Here is a 17,836-nt window from a genome sequence, read left to right as displayed (position 1 = left end):
GCATCAGTGCTCATCCCTTTAACCAAAAGTCAGCGGCACACATTCCTCCATCAGTGGGGCGTCTATCATGCCGGTGCAGAGCAGGTTGCAGTAGGCGCAGGCGACGGGGATGTCGCTGCCGCCGGGTGGGGTGGTGTCGTTGCTGGGTGGGGCCAGGTTGACGGCGGTTTGTGCCTGTGCCAGGGTGTAGGGCGTGGCGGGTGTACATGGCAGGGACAGGGCACTGAGCTGGCTGCCATAGCTCATCAGGTAGCCGATGGCGGCGGCACCGGTGCGGTTGACGCCGGAATCGCAATGGATGTAGATGATGGCATTGCTGATGCTGCGCAGTGTTGCTGGTGGATGGGGCAGGTTTGCCACATTGCCGTTCAGCGCATGGTAGATGGCGCTGATGAGGCCGGTATAGTTGAAGTCGGTCTGGTCGCCCCCGATGGAACTGCCGGGTGATACCGGCCAGGCACCGCCTTCTGTGGTGGGCAGTGTGCCGCCTATGGCTTGTATGGGCCAGTACACCATCATCCCCGGGTGGTTGGAAATGGCAGAGGGGATGTAGACGGGGTAGGGGCCGGATTCGCCATTCAGTATGGGCGGCTTGCTGGTGAACCAGCTCAGTTCGGTGTCGACGATGCCCTGGTATTTGCTCTCTGGTGTAAAGCCGATGAGGCAGAAATCAATGACGGATGGATTGCTGGCCAGGCGGATGCCGGCTGTTTTTGCCGCAGCAAAATGGGGGTCTTGTGCGATGGCCTGTGTTAAATCTGCGATGGTAAAGCCAGGTGTGCCGAAACACGCGCTGCCACGGATGAGCACATTGTTGTTGCCGATGTCATAGTCAAGCAGGCGCACTGAACCTGCTATGAAGCTGCCATTGCCATTGCCATGCGTGCTTTCTAATTCCCGTTCCATTACGCTTTCCATTCTTATCCTCGCTATTTGATGGTTGATGAAATCTGTGCGCCTGGCCGTCCTGTGCATGCACACGGGCAAAATACGGCTGTTGTCAGCTTCACCTATCAAATTGCGTGCCAGATATTTTTACGGGAAACAGGCTGGTTTTTACCGTTGTTGGCGTTAAATAAACTGTTTTTTACATGCGTGGGACATACGTTGACATGTCAAGCGCGGGCTTTTACATGGGGGAAAGAGGAAAGAGGAAAGGGGGAGGGGGGCTAATCCTGGTATTTCTCGAACAGCTTCACCAGCACACCCAGGCTGTCGAGCTGAGCGATGGCGGCGCGCAGTTTTCTGGCATCGTCGGCAGCGACGGTCTTTGATACCAGCATGTAGAACTGTTCTTTCAGCATGACCTTGGGCAGCAGCTTGACCTTGCCTTCCAGGCCAGCTTTGCGGATTTCGGTGACGATGCCGGGGGAACGATGACAATAAAAGCGGCCACGGTTGGCCAGCAGTTTGTTGAGGTTCGATTTGGATGAGACAGCGCTTGAATCCACCAGCAGGCCACCCATGCCGCGAAGGATATCGCTGATGGCAAAATTGTGCATGGACAGGATGAGGCCTTCATTGCCCAGCTTGCGGATGTCATCCCAGTCATTGACTTTGACGTCGTCATCGGCACGCACCACCAGCAGGTAATTGACGGAAAACAAAGGCGTACTTATATAGTCGTATTTGAGCGCGCGTTCTTTGGTGTACAGCAAACCGCAGATGACATCGTCCGGCCCACCATAGATGCGTGCCAGCGGCAGTTGGGTTTGGTCGCCAACGAATTTAAGAGCGGGTTCTATGGCTTCGATGGCACGCATGACATCCACGCAAAAGCCACCCATGACAGTTTTTCCGCCTTCTTGCCTGACGACGAATTTGGGCTCGGATGATTCTTGCGCGGCAGTCCGCAATATGCTTTGCGCGCTGGCTGGGGGGAAGGTAAACAGGATGAGGGCCGCGAGCAGCAGCAGAAGTCGTTCCCCGGCAAAATCGGCTAGGCGATGCACGTGGTCTCCCCAGTTTGGCCTGATCTGGATGACGCAGTGCAAAAACACTCGCCTGCGGCAGTTTTTTTGCATTGTACTACCGCAACAGCGATACGTCGCGGATCAGGTGTTTATCTTGCAATGTGTTGCAAACGCGTGCAGCAGTGCTGTGATGGTAGTCGTATTGACGATATCGAACGGCTCTGATTTGAAAAAATTTCAATAGCAGTATATTTCTGTTTTTGGGCGTGATGGTATGCCATATTTAAAAAGAGCCATACTCTAAACCCTCTTCTTGCGCCATTTCGGCATAAAGGTCTATTGGCATGTGAACGGAAGTTAATTTCTCACTAAAAATATGCACCAACTTGCCTGAAAGCACAAATCGTGGCGTTTTGATTCGCAAGAAACTATCCTTGCCGCACTTCCATCAAGGAAAGCAATAAACACCAATCGCACTTATGATTTTTATGGATGCTCTGTGTTTATCCCCTCAGCCATGCTTAAATCGCGGCAAAGACAAATTCGTCGCTTTTTACGTTTCTTTACGATCAGGATCGGTATGCATAAATTGATGGGGCGCGCTGTATGTGGCTTGAGCCTGGCGGGCATGGTGTTTCTCACTGCCACTGCAGTGTTTGCTGCGGAGCAGGGCAGTGATGTGCCTGATGGCGTGGTATTGAAAAGCCTGGCGGTTTTTCCTGTCGGGGTGGCAGTCAGTGCTGGCGATGAAAGGCGTAGCCTGTTCAAGAAGACGGATCAACAGGCCTTGATCAACCGGCAGTTCAATAGCCTGGTGGCAGCCAACATCATGAAGATGCGTTACCTGCATCCGGCTGAAAACCGGTTTACTTTTGATGATGCCGATGCCCTCGCCAATTATGCCAAAGAGCACGGCATGATCTTGCATGGCCATGCGCTGGTATGGCACCCCGACTATCAGGTGCCAACATGGATGAAAAACTATAGCGGTGACTGGGACGCCATGCTCAACAACCATGTCGAGCAGATAGTCAGGCATTTTGCCGGGCGGGTTGCCAGTTGGGATGTGGCGAATGAAGTCATTGATGAAAAAGTGCCGGCAGCTTACCGGCCATCACTGTTTTATCAAAAAATGGGCAAATCATATATAGAAAAAGCCTTCATCGCGGCGCATGCAGCCGACCCGGCTGCCGATCTGTATTACAACGACTTTAATACCGAATCCGTACCATCCAAGCTCGATTTCATGCTGGGCATGATCGATGATTTCAAGGCGCGGCAGATTCCTATCCATGGCATCGGTTTTCAGATGCATGTGGATGTGGACTACCCCAGCATTGCGCAAATCCGCAAATCCTTCAAGGCGGTGGCCGACCGTGGCCTGAAGGTAAGGATTTCTGAACTGGATGTGGCGGTGAACAAGCACAAAAATCTTACATCCCTGACGCCTGCCGTGGCCATGGCGCAAAAAGCCCGCTACAAGGAAATCGTCACGGCGTATCTGGAAGAAGTACCTGCCGCACAGCGTGGTGGCATTACCTTCTGGGGTGTGATCGATGGTGAGACCTGGCTCAGCGGTTTTCACAAACGGGCAGAATGGCCTTTGTTGTTCAAGGACGATTACACTACCAAGCCAGCCTTTGATGGTGTAGTTGAAGCCCTGACAGGCAAATAGATAGGACTTACGCAAAACCGCCCCAGCTGCGTTGCGACTCCTCGCCGTACTAAAGTACTGTCTTCGTCGCCGCGCCTTGCTGGGGCAATTTTGCGTAAGTCCTAATAGAAACATCGACGTGTTCAGTCTCCTTTGCGAAACCGTAAGCTGAGCACAAGCGGCACGGCGATCGCATAGACTACCACCACAGATAGCCAGATTGCCCCTGGCCATTGCTCGCGGACGACGAAGTAAAAGGTCGAGAATGCCAGCGGGGCGATGATTGATGCCAGGCTGACGACCGATGCCAGCACGCCCTGAAACTGGCCCTGCTGGTTTTCGTCGACAAGGCGGGTAGCAAGGGACTGCAATGCCGGGACGCCGATACCGCCAAGTACAAACACCGGCATGACCGCAAACACCATCCAGCCTTGTCTGGCAAACGCCATCACGACCAGGGCGATGCATGTGCCTGCGATACCGGTCAGGATGGTGCCGCGTTCACCCAGCAGTTTGACGGCAGGGCCAGGCAGGAAAGCCTGCGCCAGTGACTGGCACACACCGTAGGTGCCCAGCGACAGGCCTATCCACAGACCGTTCCAGCGAAACACATCATTGCCCCAGAGCGCCCAGCAGGTACCATACACTTCACCCGTGGCACTCAAGAGGAAAAAGATGATGATGACCGGCATCAGGTTTTTCATGGCAAATACCGAGCGTAATGGCCGCAGCGGATTCAGTGCTGTCAGGTCCAGCTTTTCATGATTTTCACGACTTGGCGTGCGTGACTCTGGCAAGACAAACAATGCCAGCAACAGATTGCCCGCATTCAGCAGCGCCGCAGCGATGAAGGGCAGCCGCAGCCAGTAATCACCCAGCACACCACCCAGTACCGGGCCGATGATGAAGCCAGCACCAAACACGGCATTGAACAGGCCAAAGCGTCGCGCCCGCTGGTCTTCAGGCGAAATGTCGGTGATATAAGCCATGGCGACAGACATATTGGCACTGGTCAGGCCGGCAATGGCGCGGCCAAGCAGCAGCATCCAGAGTTGTGGCGCAAAGGCCATCACCACATAGTTGATGGCCGCCCCGGCGAGCGAGATCAGCAGCACGGGCCGGCGGCCAAGACGATCACTCAATGCGCCAAGGACGGGCGCGAAGATGAACTGCATCACCGCATACAGCGCAGTCATGATGCCGATATAGGACGCTACATTGTCACCATGCGTGACGTCTGCCAGCAGTCGCGGCAGGATGGGAAAGATCAGGCCTATCCCTACAGCATCAAGACCAATGGCAGCGAAGATGACGGTCAGTGCCTTGTTCATAGTTGTTCTCCCGCGTGGCGTGATGCGGCAGGTGCCCACAGGCGATCCGGTAGGGGGATGCGACCGCCTCCACACATCAGATAAGTGGCGGACGGCAGTCCGGATGGTCTGGTTATTTCAATAACGATATCAATGTTCTTGGTCATATTTCTTAATCATATGTTTAATAATGTACTTAATCTATAAATGTACTGAGTATATGTAAGATATGCTATCATGCGCTGCATGTCAATCCCATCTGATCTTCGATCCCGCAAGCGCCTGGCCATGCGTCAGGGCATTTCCAATGCTGCCACTCTGCTCTTTCAGGAGCGGGGCTTTGATCATGTGACGGTGGATGACATAGCGGCAGCGGCCGATGTCGGGCGGATGACGGTGTTCAATCACTTTCCGCGTAAAGAAGACATGTTTTTTGACCGTGATGAAGAGGGGCGCGAGCTGCTGCGCGAAGCTTTGCGCCAGCGTGATCCCCACATCTCGCCGCTGGAGACCTTGCGCCTGCTGGCGCACAGGCTGGTTGCAGAAGAGCGTCCTTACGTCCGGTTTGCTGCGGGAGCGCGCGGCTTTATCTCTGCCGCTAGCCAGGGCTTCATAGAGACGATAGAAGGCAGCGAAACCCTCAAGGCACGTGCCAGGGCGATACGAGACGAGATTGCGCAAGTGATTGCGGTGGCCCTGGCCGAATCCGTCAAGCGAGAACCAGGCGACCCGGATGCTGAGCTGGCCGCCGGTCTGCTGCTGGCGACCTGGACAGTGGCCCTGATCCAGGCACACCTGTGCTTTCGTCAAAAGCAGGATGCAGACGAAGCGAAAGCCATCTTTCTGGCGCTGGTAGACAAGGGCAGCACAGGTATACAGGCTGCCATGGCAGGTACGCCTTACGCCTGAGTGATCATCTTCATCCTGAAGATTAAAGCCGCGTTTTACACCAGCCGGTGAAAAAGCCAATGGAAAAGCCAATGAAAAAGCCAGGAGGTGCCCGTGCTTTTCCCCCTTCATTTTCAGCCCGGCCCAGGTGGCCTCTCAGGGTTTGCCCCCGGGCTTGCTTGCACGTAATCATGATTCACATTGGTGAGTTTCATAATTGTGAATGATCCCGATACCAGCGAGTATACATACCAGCGTATCAATAATGATCAAGGACACCGGCTGCTTGCTTCATGCAGATAGAAGCAAACAGCATTCCGGCCTGGGGCAGACCCGGCCGGAAACTCTAAAGCGAAGAGTACGGTGATCCAAAAAAATCGCTATACGGAGACTATGATGAAAAACACGTCCGGCATATCCTATTTGCCGCATGAATATAAACAAGCTGTGCTGCTGGGCCGCGTATGGCGTGGCGGCAAGATCAACGGGCCTTGCGTGGTCGTCGTGCGCCAGGGCGAAGTGTTCGATATCACAGCCCAGGTACAGACCGTCGCCGATCTGCTGGAAAAAGATCATTTGCTGGAATTTGTCCTGGCCGTCAAAGGTGAGTCGCTGGGTGATGTGCAGACCCTGATTGATCAAACCCTGCAGCGCCAGCCAGATTCCACATCCCCCTATTTGCTCGCCCCCTGTGATCTGCAAGCCATCAAGGCCTGCGGCGTGACGTTTGCCGTCAGCCTGCTGGAAAGGGTGATTGAAGAACAGGCCGCAGGTGATGCTTCGGCAGCAGACCGCTTGCGCGCCGCCATGCAAGCCAGCATAGGCACGGATTTGTCACGCATACGCCCCGGTTCTGAAGTGGCCGAAAAGCTGAAGCAGGATTTGATCAGCCGTGGTGCCTGGTCGCAATACATGGAAGTCGGTATTGGTCCTGATGCAGAAGTATTTTCCAAATCCCAGCCCATGTCGGCCGTCGGCTTTGGTGCCGATGTTGGCATACATCCCGATTCCAAATGGAATAACCCGGAGCCTGAAATCGTCCTGGCCGTCAACAGCCGTGCGCAAGTGGTTGGAGCCACCCTGGGTAATGATGTCAATTTACGTGATATAGAAGGGCGCAGCGCCTTATTGCTGGGCAAGGCCAAGGACAATAATGGTTCTTGCGCGATAGGGCCGTTTATCCGCCTGTTTGACAGCCACTTCACCATCGATACCATACGCCAGGCCGAAGTCAGGTTGCTGATCGAAGGGCAGGACGATGATTTCAGGCTGGATGGCGTCAGCATGATGCGCGAAATCAGCCGTGATCCGCTGGATCTGGTCAGCCAGGTCTGTAGCAACACCCACCAGTACCCGGATGGTTTCATGCTGTTCCTGGGCACCATGTTCTCGCCCATCAAGGACAGGGACGCCGCTGGCGGCGGATTTACCCACCATACCGGTGACAGGGTCAGTATTGCCTGTCCGGCTTTAGGTGCTTTGGTGAACCATGTACAGTATAGTGACGCGATTGCCCCCTGGAGCTTTGGGGTACGCGCCCTGTATCGCAACCTGGCCTTGCGTGGAATTGCCCATGGCCTGACCCATGGTTCTGGTGTGCAGCCTGCTTCAGGTGCGGTATGAGCGAAAGTGTGGATAACAGTTTGAGCAAACAGATTCCGGTGGATAGCCATCATTCCAAATCGCACCATGAAAGAAAAGCGATGATTTATGCAAGTTACCCGAATTTAGCCGGGAAAAGAGTAGTCGTGACAGGTGGCGGCACTGGCATCGGTGCAGCCGTTGTAGATGCCTTTTGCAAGCAGGGCGCGCAAGTGTTTTTTCTGGATATTGCCGACGAAGCGTCGCAGGCACTGGAAAAAAGCCTGCAGCAGTCGGCCAGGCCGCCTAAATTCATGCATTGCGACCTGACTGACCTGGATGCAGTGGCCAAGGTATTCGCCAGCATCGAACGCGAATACGGTGGCGTCGAGATTTTGATCAACAATGCCGCCAATGATGACCGGCATCAGGTTCAGAATGTGACGCCCACCTATTGGGATGACAGTTTTGCCGTCAATTTGCGCCACCAGTTTTTTTGTGCCCAGGCCGTAGCCCCCGGTATGAAAGCCATGGGTGGAGGTGTTATCCTTAACTTTGGTTCCATATCCTGGCATCTTGCCCTGGGCAATCTTAGCCTGTATATGACAGCCAAAGCAGCGATAGAGGGCCTGACCCGTGGTCTGGCCCGTGATTTGGGGCCAGACGGCATACGTGTCAACTGCATCATCCCCGGTTCAGTACGTACCCCGCGCCAGATGGCGCTGTGGCACACACCGGAAGAAGAAGCGCAGATTCTGGCAGCCCAATGCCTGCACGAAAGGGTGGAAACCGAAGACGTCGCTGCCCTGACTTTGTTTTTGGCCTCTGACAACGCCGCGCGTTGTTCAGGACGTGATTATTTTGTGGACGCAGGATGGTACGGCGCATGATATTGGATCAGTCTCACTGCATTTGGGAAGTGGCTACGCACCTGGGCGAAGGCCCGGTATGGCACGCGGGCGAAAAAGCGCTGTATTTTGTGGACATCAAAAGCCGTAAAATCCATCGCTGTGCAGAAGACGGTTCAGCCCGCCAGAGCTGGGATGCACCGGATCAGATTGGTTTTATCCTGCCCATCATGTCGAATAAGGGTGAGAACGGTGATTTCATCTGCGGCTTGCCCGGCAAACTGGTGCGCTTTTCCAGCAGCACCGGCAGTTTCAGCACCATGCTGGAAGTGGAAACCGATCAACCCGGCAATCGCCTTAATGATGGCTATATCGATAGCCAGGGCAGCCTGTGGTTTGGTTCCATGGATGATGGTGAAAAAGCACCCAGCGGCTCGCTGTATCGTCTGAAGTATGGCTCAAACGCGCTGGCCAATTTGCAAGCCATGGATCATGATTACGTCATCACCAATGGCCCCTGCATGAGCCCGGACGGCAAGCTGTTTTACCACACCGACACCTTGGGTAAAAAGATATATGCCTTTGATGTGACACCCGATGGCAAGCTGTCTGGCAAGCGTGTGTTTGCCGATATCACCAACGGTGGCCACCCGGATGGCACCGTGGTCGATGCAGAGGGTTTTCTGTGGGTGGCCATTTTTGCTGGTAACCGGGTGGAACGGTATTCCCCCGCTGGTGAGATCGTCCAGGTCATCAGCTTTCCGTGTTCAAATATCACCAAAGTCTGTTTCGGCGGTGCCGATTTGCGTACCGTCTTTGTGACCACTGCCTGGAAAGGCATGTCGGCAGAAAAACGCGCACAGCAACCCCTGGCAGGCGGCCTGTTTTCTTTCCGTGTGGACGTGCCCGGTCTGCCGCAATATCAGTTCAGTGATATCAGTTCAGTGAGTATGCATCATGATGTTTGACGACAACAAGGTACGCCGTTTCCGCTCACAAGACTGGTTTGATAATCCCGATCACATCGACATGACAGCGTTGTACCTGGAGCGCTTCATGAACTATGGCATCACCCCGGAAGAATTGCGTTCTGGCCGCCCCATCATCGGCATCGCCCAGAGCGGCAGCGACATCAGCCCCTGCAACCGCATCCATCTGGAACTGGCGAAGCGGGTGCGGGATGGCATCCGGGACGCAGGTGGCATTGCGATGGAATTTCCGCTACACCCGATTTTTGAAAACTGCCGCCGGCCAACCGCAGCAATAGACCGTAACCTGGCTTATATGGGTCTGGTTGAAATCCTGCATGCCTATCCTATCGATGCCGTGGTGTTGACCACTGGCTGCGACAAGACTACGCCGGCCCAGATCATGGCCGCGTCAACGGTGGATATCCCGGCTATTGTCTTGTCTGGCGGCCCCATGCTGGACGGCTGGATGGATGGTGAACTGGTAGGTTCCGGTGCCGCCATCTGGAAAGGCCGCAGGCAACTGGCGGCAGGTGATATCGATGAAGAAAAATTCTTGCAGATAGCTGCTGCATCAGCACCATCAGCAGGCCATTGCAATACCATGGGCACCGCATCAACCATGAACGCCCTGGCAGAAGCACTGGGCATGTCGCTGACCGGTTGTTCGGCCATCCCCGCACCTTATCGTGAACGCGGCCAGATCGCTTATGAAACAGGCCGTCGCATTGTTGAAATGGCGTATCAGGATATTCGTCCATCCAGTATTTTGACGCGCGATGCCTTCCTCGACGCCATCGTGGTCAATGCTGCAATAGGCGGTTCCACCAACGCCCAGCCGCATATCATGGCCATGGCCAGGCATGCCCATGTAGAACTGCATTCGGATGACTGGATGGCGCATGGCCATGACATCCCGCTGATATTGAACATGCAGCCAGCCGGCAAGTTTTTGGGTGAACGTTTCCACCGCGCCGGTGGCGTACCTGCCATCATGTGGGAATTGCTGCAAGCAGGAAAACTGCGCGCTGACCGTCCTACCGTAACTGGCAAGACGATGGAATGCAACCTGGATGGCAGGCAAACCAACGACCGCGAAGTCATCTACCCATATACTGCACCACTGAAGCAGCAGGCCGGTTTCATGGTCCTGAAGGGCAATCTGTTTGACTTTGCCATCATGAAGACCAGCGTGATTTCGCCAGCATTCCGCGCCCGTTACCTGAGCAAGGCCGGGGCAGAAAACATCTTTGAATGCAAGGCCGTGGTATTTGATGGTTCTGGTGATTATCACGCCCGCATCAATGACCCGTCGCTGAATATCGATGAAGACAGCATTCTGGTGATACGCGGTGCCGGCCCGGTCGGCTGGCCCGGCTCGGCGGAAGTGGTCAACATGCAGCCGCCCGATGCCCTGTTAAAGCGGGGTATATTGAATCTGCCTACTTTGGGTGATGGCCGGCAATCCGGCACTTCGGACAGCCCATCCATCCTGAATGCCTCGCCTGAAAGCGCGGTCGGTGGTGGCCTGGCCTATATCCGTACCGGCGACACCATACGCATCAACCTGAACACCGGTCGCTGCGACATGCTGATCACGCCAGAAGAACTGGAAAGCCGCAAGGCACAGGGCATACCGGCCTATCCGGCCAGCCAGACGCCGTGGCAAGAGATTTATCGCTCGACTGTAGGGCAGCTGGAAACAGGTGCTTGCATGGAGTTGGCTGTACCCTATATTGGCATAGGCAACACGCTGCCACGCCATAATCATTAAGTGAGGACTTATGCAAAACCACCCCAGCTCCATTGCGTGCCTTGCTGGGACAATTTTGCAAAAGTCCCGTCAGTTTTACAAGTAAGTTTATAAGTAAAAAGCAGTCAACAACCGGAAGCAACACTACTCAAGATACAAAAATTTAAAGCAATAATAAGTGGGAGGGCAATGCCGATACCCATGCTTTAATCCAACAGGAGACAAGACAATGAATACAAAAGTAAAAGCGGCTATCCTCAGTGTGATGCTGGCCATGGGTAGCAGTATGGCTGGCAGCGCGTACGCTGATGCGAAGAACCCGAAAATCGGTTTTTCCATCGACGATCTGCGGGTAGAGCGCTGGGGCAGGGACCGGGATTTTTTTAACGCAGAAGCAGAAAAACTCGGTGCCAAGGTGTTTGTGCAATCCGCCGACGCCAGCGAACAGCGCCAGATTTCCCAGATAGAAAACCTGATCTCGCGTGGTGTCGATGTGCTGGTGATTGTGCCCTACAACGCCACGGTATTGAATAACGCCATCCGTGAAGCCAAGAAAGCCAATATCAAGGTGGTGTCGTATGACCGCCTGATCCTGAATGCGGATATCGACGCCTATATCTCTTTCGATAATGCCAAAGTCGGTGAAATGCAGGCCGAAGGCCTGGTGCACCTGAAACCGAAAGGCAATTACTATTTGCTGGGTGGTGCGCCGACCGACAATAACGCCAAGATGTTGCGCGAAGGGCAGATGAAAGTCTTGCAGCCGCTGATCGATAAAGGCGATATCAAAGTCGTCGGCAAACAGTGGGTGAAAGACTGGAGCGCTTCTGAAGCCATGTCCATCGTCGAAAACGCACTGACAGCAAACAACAACAAGATCGATGCCATCGTTGCTTCCAATGATGGTACTGCCGGCGGTGCCATACAGGCGCTGGCTTCACAAAAACTCAGCGGCAAGGTGCCAGTGTCCGGGCAAGATGCCGACCTGGCAGCGGTTAAACGCGTCATGGCGGGTACCCAGGCCATGACCGTCTACAAACCCCTGAAACTGATCGCTTCTGAAGCTGCCAAACTGGCCGTGCAACTGGTACGCAATGAAAAGCCTGCCTACAATTCCCAGTACGATAATGGCCTCAAAAAAGTCAATACACTGCTGCTGAAACCTATCCCGCTGACCAAGGCAAATGTGAACTTGCTGGTGGAAGAAGGTTTCTATACCAAGGCACAGTTATCCGCTAACTGATAGTGATCGCAGTCGTCACGGTCATGGCCACCAGCCTGCGCTGAAGGTCATCACCGGCTTCGCCTGCCTGGTTTGCCTACATACGTGGTTGATGTGGCTGATGGTTTGTTCCAGGATTTGCCGGGAAAAATAGCATGTCTGAATATTTGCTCGAAATGAAAGACATCGTCAAAGAATTTGGCGGTGTCCGTGCCTTAAACGGTATCGATATCAAGATCAAGGCTGGTGAATGCATAGGCCTGTGTGGTGAAAACGGGGCTGGCAAATCCACCCTGATGAAAGTCTTGTCCGGCGTCTATCCGCATGGCACCTGGGATGGTGAAATCCTGTGGGAAGGCAAGCCGCTGAAGGCGCAGTCCATCCGCGATACCGAATCAGCCGGCATCATCATCATCCATCAGGAATTGATGCTGGTACCTGAATTGTCTGTTGCTGAAAACATGTTTTTGGGGAATGAAATCACCTTGCCCGGTGGCCGCATGGATTATGCTGCTATGAACAAGCGTGCTGAAGAATTGCTGCGTGAACTGAATATACCTGAAGTCAATGTGGTACTGCCAGTCAAGAATTATGGCGGTGGCCACCAGCAATTGATAGAAATTGCCAAGGCACTCAACAAGCAGGCCAAACTGCTGATACTGGATGAGCCTTCCTCTTCTTTGACCGCATCAGAAATCACAGTCTTGCTGGATATCATCCGGGCCCTGAAGGCCAAGGGTGTGACCTGTATTTATATCTCGCACAAGCTGGATGAAGTCGAAGCCATCTGCGACACCATCGTGGTGATACGCGATGGCCAGCATATTGCGACGACACCGATGGCCGACATGAGCGCAGAACGCATTATCGCCCAGATGGTGGGGCGTGAAATGAACCAGCTGTATCCAAGACAAGACCATACCATCGGTGAAGTGGTGTTTGAAGCACGCAATGTGACCTGCTATGACACAGAAAACCCGCAGCGCAAGCGTGTCGATAACATCTCGTTTACGCTACGCCAGGGTGAAATTCTGGGAATCGCCGGCCTGGTCGGCGCTGGCCGTACCGAACTGGTGTCGGCCCTGTTTGGTGCTTATCCTGGTGAATACCAAGCCGAAGTCTGGCTGAATGGCAGCAAGCTGGATAGCAGCAGCCCGCTGAAGTCCATCCGCGCTGGCCTGGCCATGGTGCCGGAAGACCGCAAGCAGCACGGCATTGTGCCAGATCTGGATGTGGGCCAGAACATGAGCCTGAGCGTCTTGCATGAATTTGCCCGTATGAGCCGCATCGACAAGGAAGCCGAGCTCAAGACCATACGTACAGAAATCGCCAGCATGACCCTGAAGACAGCCAGCCCGTTTTTGCCCATCACCAGCCTGTCTGGCGGTAACCAGCAAAAAGCAGTGCTGTCGAAGATGTTGCTGACCAAGCCGAAGATTTTGATACTCGATGAACCGACACGTGGTGTCGATGTGGGTGCCAAGTATGAAATTTATAAACTGATGTTTGAACTGGTGAAGCAGGGCATGTCCATCATCATGGTGTCATCTGAGCTGGCTGAAGTGCTGGGTATTTCTGACCGCGTGCTGGTGATAGGCGAAGGCAAGCTGCGCGGCAACTTCATCAATAAGGATTTGACACAGGAAACCCTGTTGGCGGCAGCGCTGGATCAAAGCCATGCCCTGGATGAAACACAGACGCAAGCACCGACACCAGCACACGTACAAACACACGCACAAACACAATTCAGTACTGCGCCATGACCACCCATCTGATGCCATTCATCGCTATCGGTAAAAATTAATATGAAAAACCTGAATATCAAACAGCTGTTCACACAATACAAAATGCTGGCCCTGCTGATTGCCATTGCCTTGATCTGGGCTTTCTTTAGCTGGAAAACCGAAGGGGGTTTCATCACCCCACGCAATCTGTCCAACCTGATGCGGCAAATGTCGATTACCGGCATCGTTGCCTGCGGCATGGCGCTGGTGATTATCGCTGGCGAAATTGATTTGTCCGTTGGTTCCCTGCTGGGTTTGCTGGGCGGTGTGGCTGCGGTGCTGGATGTGACCCATCACTTGCCGCTGCCTGTCAACCTCATGCTGGTGCTGGCCATGGGTTTGCTGATAGGGCTGTTCAATGGCTACCTGACTGCCTACATGAAGATACCGTCCTTCATTGTTGGTCTGGGCGGCATGCTGGCTTATCGCGGCATCGTGCTGGGCGTGACGGGTGGCACGACGGTCGCACCGGTATCTGCTGACATGGTGTATCTGGGCCAGGGTTATCTGTCGGTGACTACGGGTGTCTTGCTGGGCATAGCCCTGTTCGCGCTGGCAGTATTTTTGACCTGGCAACAGCGCAGCAAACGTGCACAGCACGGCCTGGAGGTCGCGCCGCTGTGGCGTGATGGCATCAAAATCGCGGCCATCGCGGCGGTGCTGCTGGCCTTTGTGCTGACCTTCAACAGCTATGAAGGCATCCCTTTGCCGGTGCTGTTGCTGCTGGTGTTGCTGGGCATCTTCAGCTACATGACGACGCAAACCGTGTTTGGCCGCAGGATTTATGCAGTGGGCAGCAATATGGAAGCCACCCGTCTGTCGGGCATCAATGTGAATGCCATCAAGCTGTGGATATTCGGCATCATGGGTTTGATGTGCGCGCTGGCTGGCCTGATCAATACAGCCCGCCTGGCCGCAGGTTCACCCTCTGCCGGTAACTCGGGCGAGCTGGATGCGATTGCTGCCTGCTTTATCGGCGGCACGTCCATGCGTGGTGGTTCTGGCACGGTCTATGGCGCCCTGATCGGTGCGCTGGTTATGGCCAGTCTGGATAACGGTATGTCCATGCTGGACGTGGATACCTACTGGCAAATGATCGTCAAAGGCTGCATTTTGACGCTGGCGGTGTGGGTGGATGTGAGCACCCGTTCGGCCAAGCGATAGTTTTTCAAGTTCCCTTCCGGGTCCGGCAAGCTATGCTTGCCTTGCAAGGCGGCTTCCATGAAGCCGCCTTTTTTTCAGGACAGAAGCTAAACCGCCCATCGGTAATCATGATGATGCTTGGTGAGTTTCATAATTGTGTCTGTATTCTTTTACATGCAAGATAGTATGGTAGGCATGACATGTTCGTCACTCTGGGCATCTGAGGGTGTCAGAAGGCATGCGTCATGACCCGATATTTCAAAAAATAAATGCTAAAAATAGCATATGGAGACCACATCAATGAGTAATCAACGCAGGCAATTTTTGTCCTCCGCATCCGGTCTGGCTGGCTGGGCGGTGCTGTCACCTTCTTTACTTTCACCGTCCCTCGCCTGGGCCGCTGCCGCAAAAGCCGGTGGCAAAGCGGTTTATAAAGACGCTGCAGCACCGCTGGCCGCTCGGGTAGACGATTTGCTGGGCCGCATGACCCTGGATGAAAAAATCATGCAGATGCAATGCGTGTGGCAAGACAAAAAACTGATACAGGAAACCAATGGTGATTTTTCAGTAGACAAGGCAGCCAAAGTCTATCCGAATGGTTTGGGTATGATGGCACGCCCGTCCGACCATCAGGGCATCGCCAAGGCGACCGGTGCAGGCGATGACGGTTCAGTGTCAAACCGCAATGCCTTTCAAACGGCTACCTATGTCAATGCCGTGCAAAAATGGGCAGTCGAACAAACACGCCTGGGCATCCCGCTGCTGATGCATGAAGAAGCCCTGCATGGCTATGTGGCGCGTGACGCCACCTGCTTCCCCCAGGCGATAGGACTGGCATCCTCGTTTGATCCGGACATGGCAACCAGAATATTCAGCGTGGCTGCGCGTGAGATGCGTGCACGCGGTGCCAATTTTGCCCTGGCACCCGTGGTCGACGTCGCACGTGAACCGCGCTGGGGCCGCATAGAAGAAACCTATGGCGAAGACCCGCACCTGTGTGGCGAGATGGGCAAGGCAGCAGTGATCGGCTTCATGGGCAAAGACAAAAAGCTGGCAAAAGACAAGGTATTTGCCACGCTCAAGCACATGACAGGCCACGGTCAGCCAGAAAACGGTACCAACATCGGCCCGGCCGAGGTCAGTGAACGTACCTTGCGCGAAGAATTTTTCCCGCCCTTTGAAAAACTGGTGCGGGAAACCAATATCAGCGCCGTCATGCCATCCTACAATGAAATCGGCGGCGTTCCCTCGCATGCCAATCGCTGGTTGCTGACCAAGGTCTTGCGCGAAGAGTGGGGCTTTAAAGGCGCACTGGTGTCCGATTACTTTGGCATCAATGAACTGGTGACCAGGCATAAGCTGGTGCCCAATCCCAAAGAAGCCGCGCTGCGCGCCATCAAGGCCGGTGTCGATATCGAAACGCCGGATGGCCTGGGCTACCGCACCCTGGCAGAACTGGTCAAAGAAAAACGCGTTTCTGAAGAAGAAATCAATCGCTGCGTGCGCCGCGTATTGGAACTCAAGTTCCTAGCCGGCTTGTTTGAAAACCCGTATGTCGATGCCAGCATCGCCGATAAACTGACAGCCACGCAAGATGCGGTGGCACTGGCGCGTGAAGCGGCCACCCGTTCTGTCGTCCTGCTTAAAAATGACAAGGGCCTGCTGCCGCTGAATGGCAAAAAGGTCGGCAAAGTCTTGTTGCTGGGTACGCACGCCAAGGATTGCCCTATCGGCGGGTATTCGGATGTCCCGCGCCATGTGGTTTCCATTTATGAAGGCTTGCAGGCCGAAAGCCGGGCCCAGGGTTTTGAACTCAGCTATGCCGAAGGTGTGCGCATTACCGAAGGCGGCCATGTCTGGGGACATGATGAAGTCAAATTCACACCACCGGCAGTGAATGTCAAACTGATTGCAGAAGCGGTCGAAGCCGCCAAATTGGCCGATACCATCATCATGGTATTGGGTGACAATGAACAAACCAGCCGTGAAGCCTGGGCCGATAACCATCTGGGTGACCGCGCCAGCCTGGATTTGATGGGCCAGCAAAATGACCTGGCCAAGGCGATTTTTGATCTGGGCAAACCAACCGTCGTGTTCTTGCTGAATGGTCGTCCGCTATCTGTCAATCTGCTGGCTGAACGCGCAGATGCGCTGGTCGAAGGCTGGTACATGGGGCAGGAAACCGGCTTTGCAGCAGCAGATATTTTATTTGGTCGCGTCAACCCTGGTGGCAAATTGCCGGTGTCGATTGCCCGCAATGTCGGTCAACTGCCGATTTATTACAACTACAAGCCATCGGCCCGCCGCGGCTATCTGGATGCATCGACCAAGCCCTTGTATCCATTCGGCTTTGGCCTCAGCTATACCTCGTTCAGCATTTCAGAACCACGCCTGACAAGGGCAACGATGGGCGTCGGCGACAGCACCAAAGTGGAAGTCGATGTCACCAATACCGGTGCCGTCAAGGGTGATGAGGTCGTGCAAATCTATATCCGCGATGATTTCAGCTCTGTCACCAGGCCGGTGCTGGAATTGAAGGCATTTAAACGGGTCAGCTTGAATCCGGGTGAAAAACGTACTTTGTCTTTTGATATCAAACCGTCGGACCTGTGGTTCTATAACATGGACATGAAACGCGTGGTGGAACCGGGCAGCTTCACTATTCATGCCGGTTCCAGCAGCGCTGATCTGAAATCAGTCAAGCTGACGGTTGCTTAGGTTTGCCTTGGTTTGCCTTAGAACGTGTTTACTTTTGTGCCACAACGATCAATC

General features: G+C 54.3%; 13 protein-coding genes. 10 read left to right on the top strand and 3 right to left on the bottom strand.

The window, feature by feature from the left end:
• Positions 1-18 precede the first annotated feature (18 nt).
• Both ACO0K9_RS11685 and ACO0K9_RS11680 read right to left on the bottom strand, forming a co-directional pair.
• Positions 19-906: a hypothetical protein gene (locus ACO0K9_RS11685; RefSeq protein ID WP_422984986.1), complete on the bottom strand. Its 888-nt coding sequence runs from the start codon at positions 904-906 to the stop codon at positions 19-21.
• Positions 907-1,169: 263 nt separating this feature from the next.
• The gene (locus tag ACO0K9_RS11680; RefSeq protein WP_422984984.1) at positions 1,170-1,952 is read right to left on the bottom strand and encodes a substrate-binding periplasmic protein; all 783 of its coding nucleotides are present in this window, start codon (positions 1,950-1,952) and stop codon (positions 1,170-1,172) included.
• Positions 1,953-2,493: 541 nt separating this feature from the next.
• On the opposite strand from ACO0K9_RS11680, the gene ACO0K9_RS11675 reads away from it, so the two are divergent.
• Positions 2,494-3,588, top strand: coding sequence for an endo-1,4-beta-xylanase (locus tag ACO0K9_RS11675; protein WP_422984982.1), 1,095 nt, complete (start codon positions 2,494-2,496; stop codon positions 3,586-3,588).
• A 122-nt stretch (positions 3,589-3,710) separates the two neighbouring features.
• Here ACO0K9_RS11675 and ACO0K9_RS11670 read toward each other — a convergent pair whose 3' ends face one another.
• The gene (locus ACO0K9_RS11670; RefSeq protein ID WP_422984980.1) at positions 3,711-4,898 is read right to left on the bottom strand and encodes a TCR/Tet family MFS transporter; all 1,188 of its coding nucleotides are present in this window, start codon (positions 4,896-4,898) and stop codon (positions 3,711-3,713) included.
• Positions 4,899-5,123: 225 nt separating this feature from the next.
• On the opposite strand from ACO0K9_RS11670, the gene ACO0K9_RS11665 reads away from it, so the two are divergent.
• The 9 genes from ACO0K9_RS11665 (at position 5,124) to ACO0K9_RS11625 (ending at position 17,782) form a co-directional block, all read left to right on the top strand.
• Complete coding sequence (locus ACO0K9_RS11665; RefSeq protein WP_422984978.1) at positions 5,124-5,786, top strand: TetR/AcrR family transcriptional regulator; 663 nt, start codon at positions 5,124-5,126, stop codon at positions 5,784-5,786.
• A 375-nt stretch (positions 5,787-6,161) separates the two neighbouring features.
• On the top strand, positions 6,162-7,388 hold the full coding sequence (locus tag ACO0K9_RS11660; RefSeq protein ID WP_422984976.1) for a fumarylacetoacetate hydrolase family protein: 1,227 nt from the start codon (positions 6,162-6,164) through the stop codon (positions 7,386-7,388).
• A gap of 80 nt (positions 7,389-7,468) precedes the next feature.
• The gene (locus tag ACO0K9_RS11655) at positions 7,469-8,236 is read left to right on the top strand and encodes an SDR family NAD(P)-dependent oxidoreductase (RefSeq protein ID WP_422985266.1); all 768 of its coding nucleotides are present in this window, start codon (positions 7,469-7,471) and stop codon (positions 8,234-8,236) included.
• Positions 8,233-9,162 (top strand): SMP-30/gluconolactonase/LRE family protein, encoded by a 930-nt coding sequence (locus tag ACO0K9_RS11650; RefSeq protein ID WP_422984974.1) that lies wholly within the window; start codon positions 8,233-8,235, stop codon positions 9,160-9,162. Before ACO0K9_RS11655 ends, ACO0K9_RS11650 begins: the two co-directional genes overlap by 4 nt.
• Positions 9,155-10,936: an IlvD/Edd family dehydratase gene (locus ACO0K9_RS11645; protein WP_422984972.1), complete on the top strand. Its 1,782-nt coding sequence runs from the start codon at positions 9,155-9,157 to the stop codon at positions 10,934-10,936. Before ACO0K9_RS11650 ends, ACO0K9_RS11645 begins: the two co-directional genes overlap by 8 nt.
• A gap of 208 nt (positions 10,937-11,144) precedes the next feature.
• Complete coding sequence (xylF, locus tag ACO0K9_RS11640; protein WP_422984970.1) at positions 11,145-12,158, top strand: D-xylose ABC transporter substrate-binding protein; 1,014 nt, start codon at positions 11,145-11,147, stop codon at positions 12,156-12,158.
• A 134-nt stretch (positions 12,159-12,292) separates the two neighbouring features.
• Positions 12,293-13,900 (top strand): D-xylose ABC transporter ATP-binding protein, encoded by a 1,608-nt coding sequence (gene xylG / locus ACO0K9_RS11635; protein WP_422984968.1) that lies wholly within the window; start codon positions 12,293-12,295, stop codon positions 13,898-13,900.
• 42 nt (positions 13,901-13,942) lie between these two features.
• Positions 13,943-15,085 (top strand): sugar ABC transporter permease, encoded by a 1,143-nt coding sequence (locus ACO0K9_RS11630; RefSeq protein WP_422984966.1) that lies wholly within the window; start codon positions 13,943-13,945, stop codon positions 15,083-15,085.
• A gap of 279 nt (positions 15,086-15,364) precedes the next feature.
• Complete coding sequence (locus ACO0K9_RS11625) at positions 15,365-17,782, top strand: glycoside hydrolase family 3 N-terminal domain-containing protein (protein ID WP_422984964.1); 2,418 nt, start codon at positions 15,365-15,367, stop codon at positions 17,780-17,782.
• The last annotated feature ends 54 nt before the right edge of the window (positions 17,783-17,836 follow it).

The organism is Undibacterium sp. Ji50W, from assembly GCF_049340445.1.
Taxonomy (GTDB): domain Bacteria; phylum Pseudomonadota; class Gammaproteobacteria; order Burkholderiales; family Burkholderiaceae_D; genus Undibacterium.
Note: the sequence above shows the minus strand (reverse complement) of the source record. Positions and strands in the feature narration are given on the sequence as shown.

Coding starts and splice junctions, on each gene's coding strand:
- ACO0K9_RS11685 (WP_422984986.1), bottom strand. CDS start 906: ATGGAACGGGAATTAGAAAGCACGCATGGCAATGGCAATGGCAGCTTC.
- ACO0K9_RS11675 (WP_422984982.1), top strand. CDS start 2,494: ATGCATAAATTGATGGGGCGCGCTGTATGTGGCTTGAGCCTGGCGGGC.
- ACO0K9_RS11670 (WP_422984980.1), bottom strand. CDS start 4,898: ATGAACAAGGCACTGACCGTCATCTTCGCTGCCATTGGTCTTGATGCT.
- ACO0K9_RS11665 (WP_422984978.1), top strand. CDS start 5,124: ATGTCAATCCCATCTGATCTTCGATCCCGCAAGCGCCTGGCCATGCGT.
- ACO0K9_RS11660 (WP_422984976.1), top strand. CDS start 6,162: ATGAAAAACACGTCCGGCATATCCTATTTGCCGCATGAATATAAACAA.
- ACO0K9_RS11655 (WP_422985266.1), top strand. CDS start 7,469: ATGATTTATGCAAGTTACCCGAATTTAGCCGGGAAAAGAGTAGTCGTG.
- ACO0K9_RS11650 (WP_422984974.1), top strand. CDS start 8,233: ATGATATTGGATCAGTCTCACTGCATTTGGGAAGTGGCTACGCACCTG.
- ACO0K9_RS11645 (WP_422984972.1), top strand. CDS start 9,155: ATGTTTGACGACAACAAGGTACGCCGTTTCCGCTCACAAGACTGGTTT.
- xylF (WP_422984970.1), top strand. CDS start 11,145: ATGAATACAAAAGTAAAAGCGGCTATCCTCAGTGTGATGCTGGCCATG.
- xylG (WP_422984968.1), top strand. CDS start 12,293: ATGTCTGAATATTTGCTCGAAATGAAAGACATCGTCAAAGAATTTGGC.
- ACO0K9_RS11630 (WP_422984966.1), top strand. CDS start 13,943: ATGAAAAACCTGAATATCAAACAGCTGTTCACACAATACAAAATGCTG.
- ACO0K9_RS11625 (WP_422984964.1), top strand. CDS start 15,365: ATGAGTAATCAACGCAGGCAATTTTTGTCCTCCGCATCCGGTCTGGCT.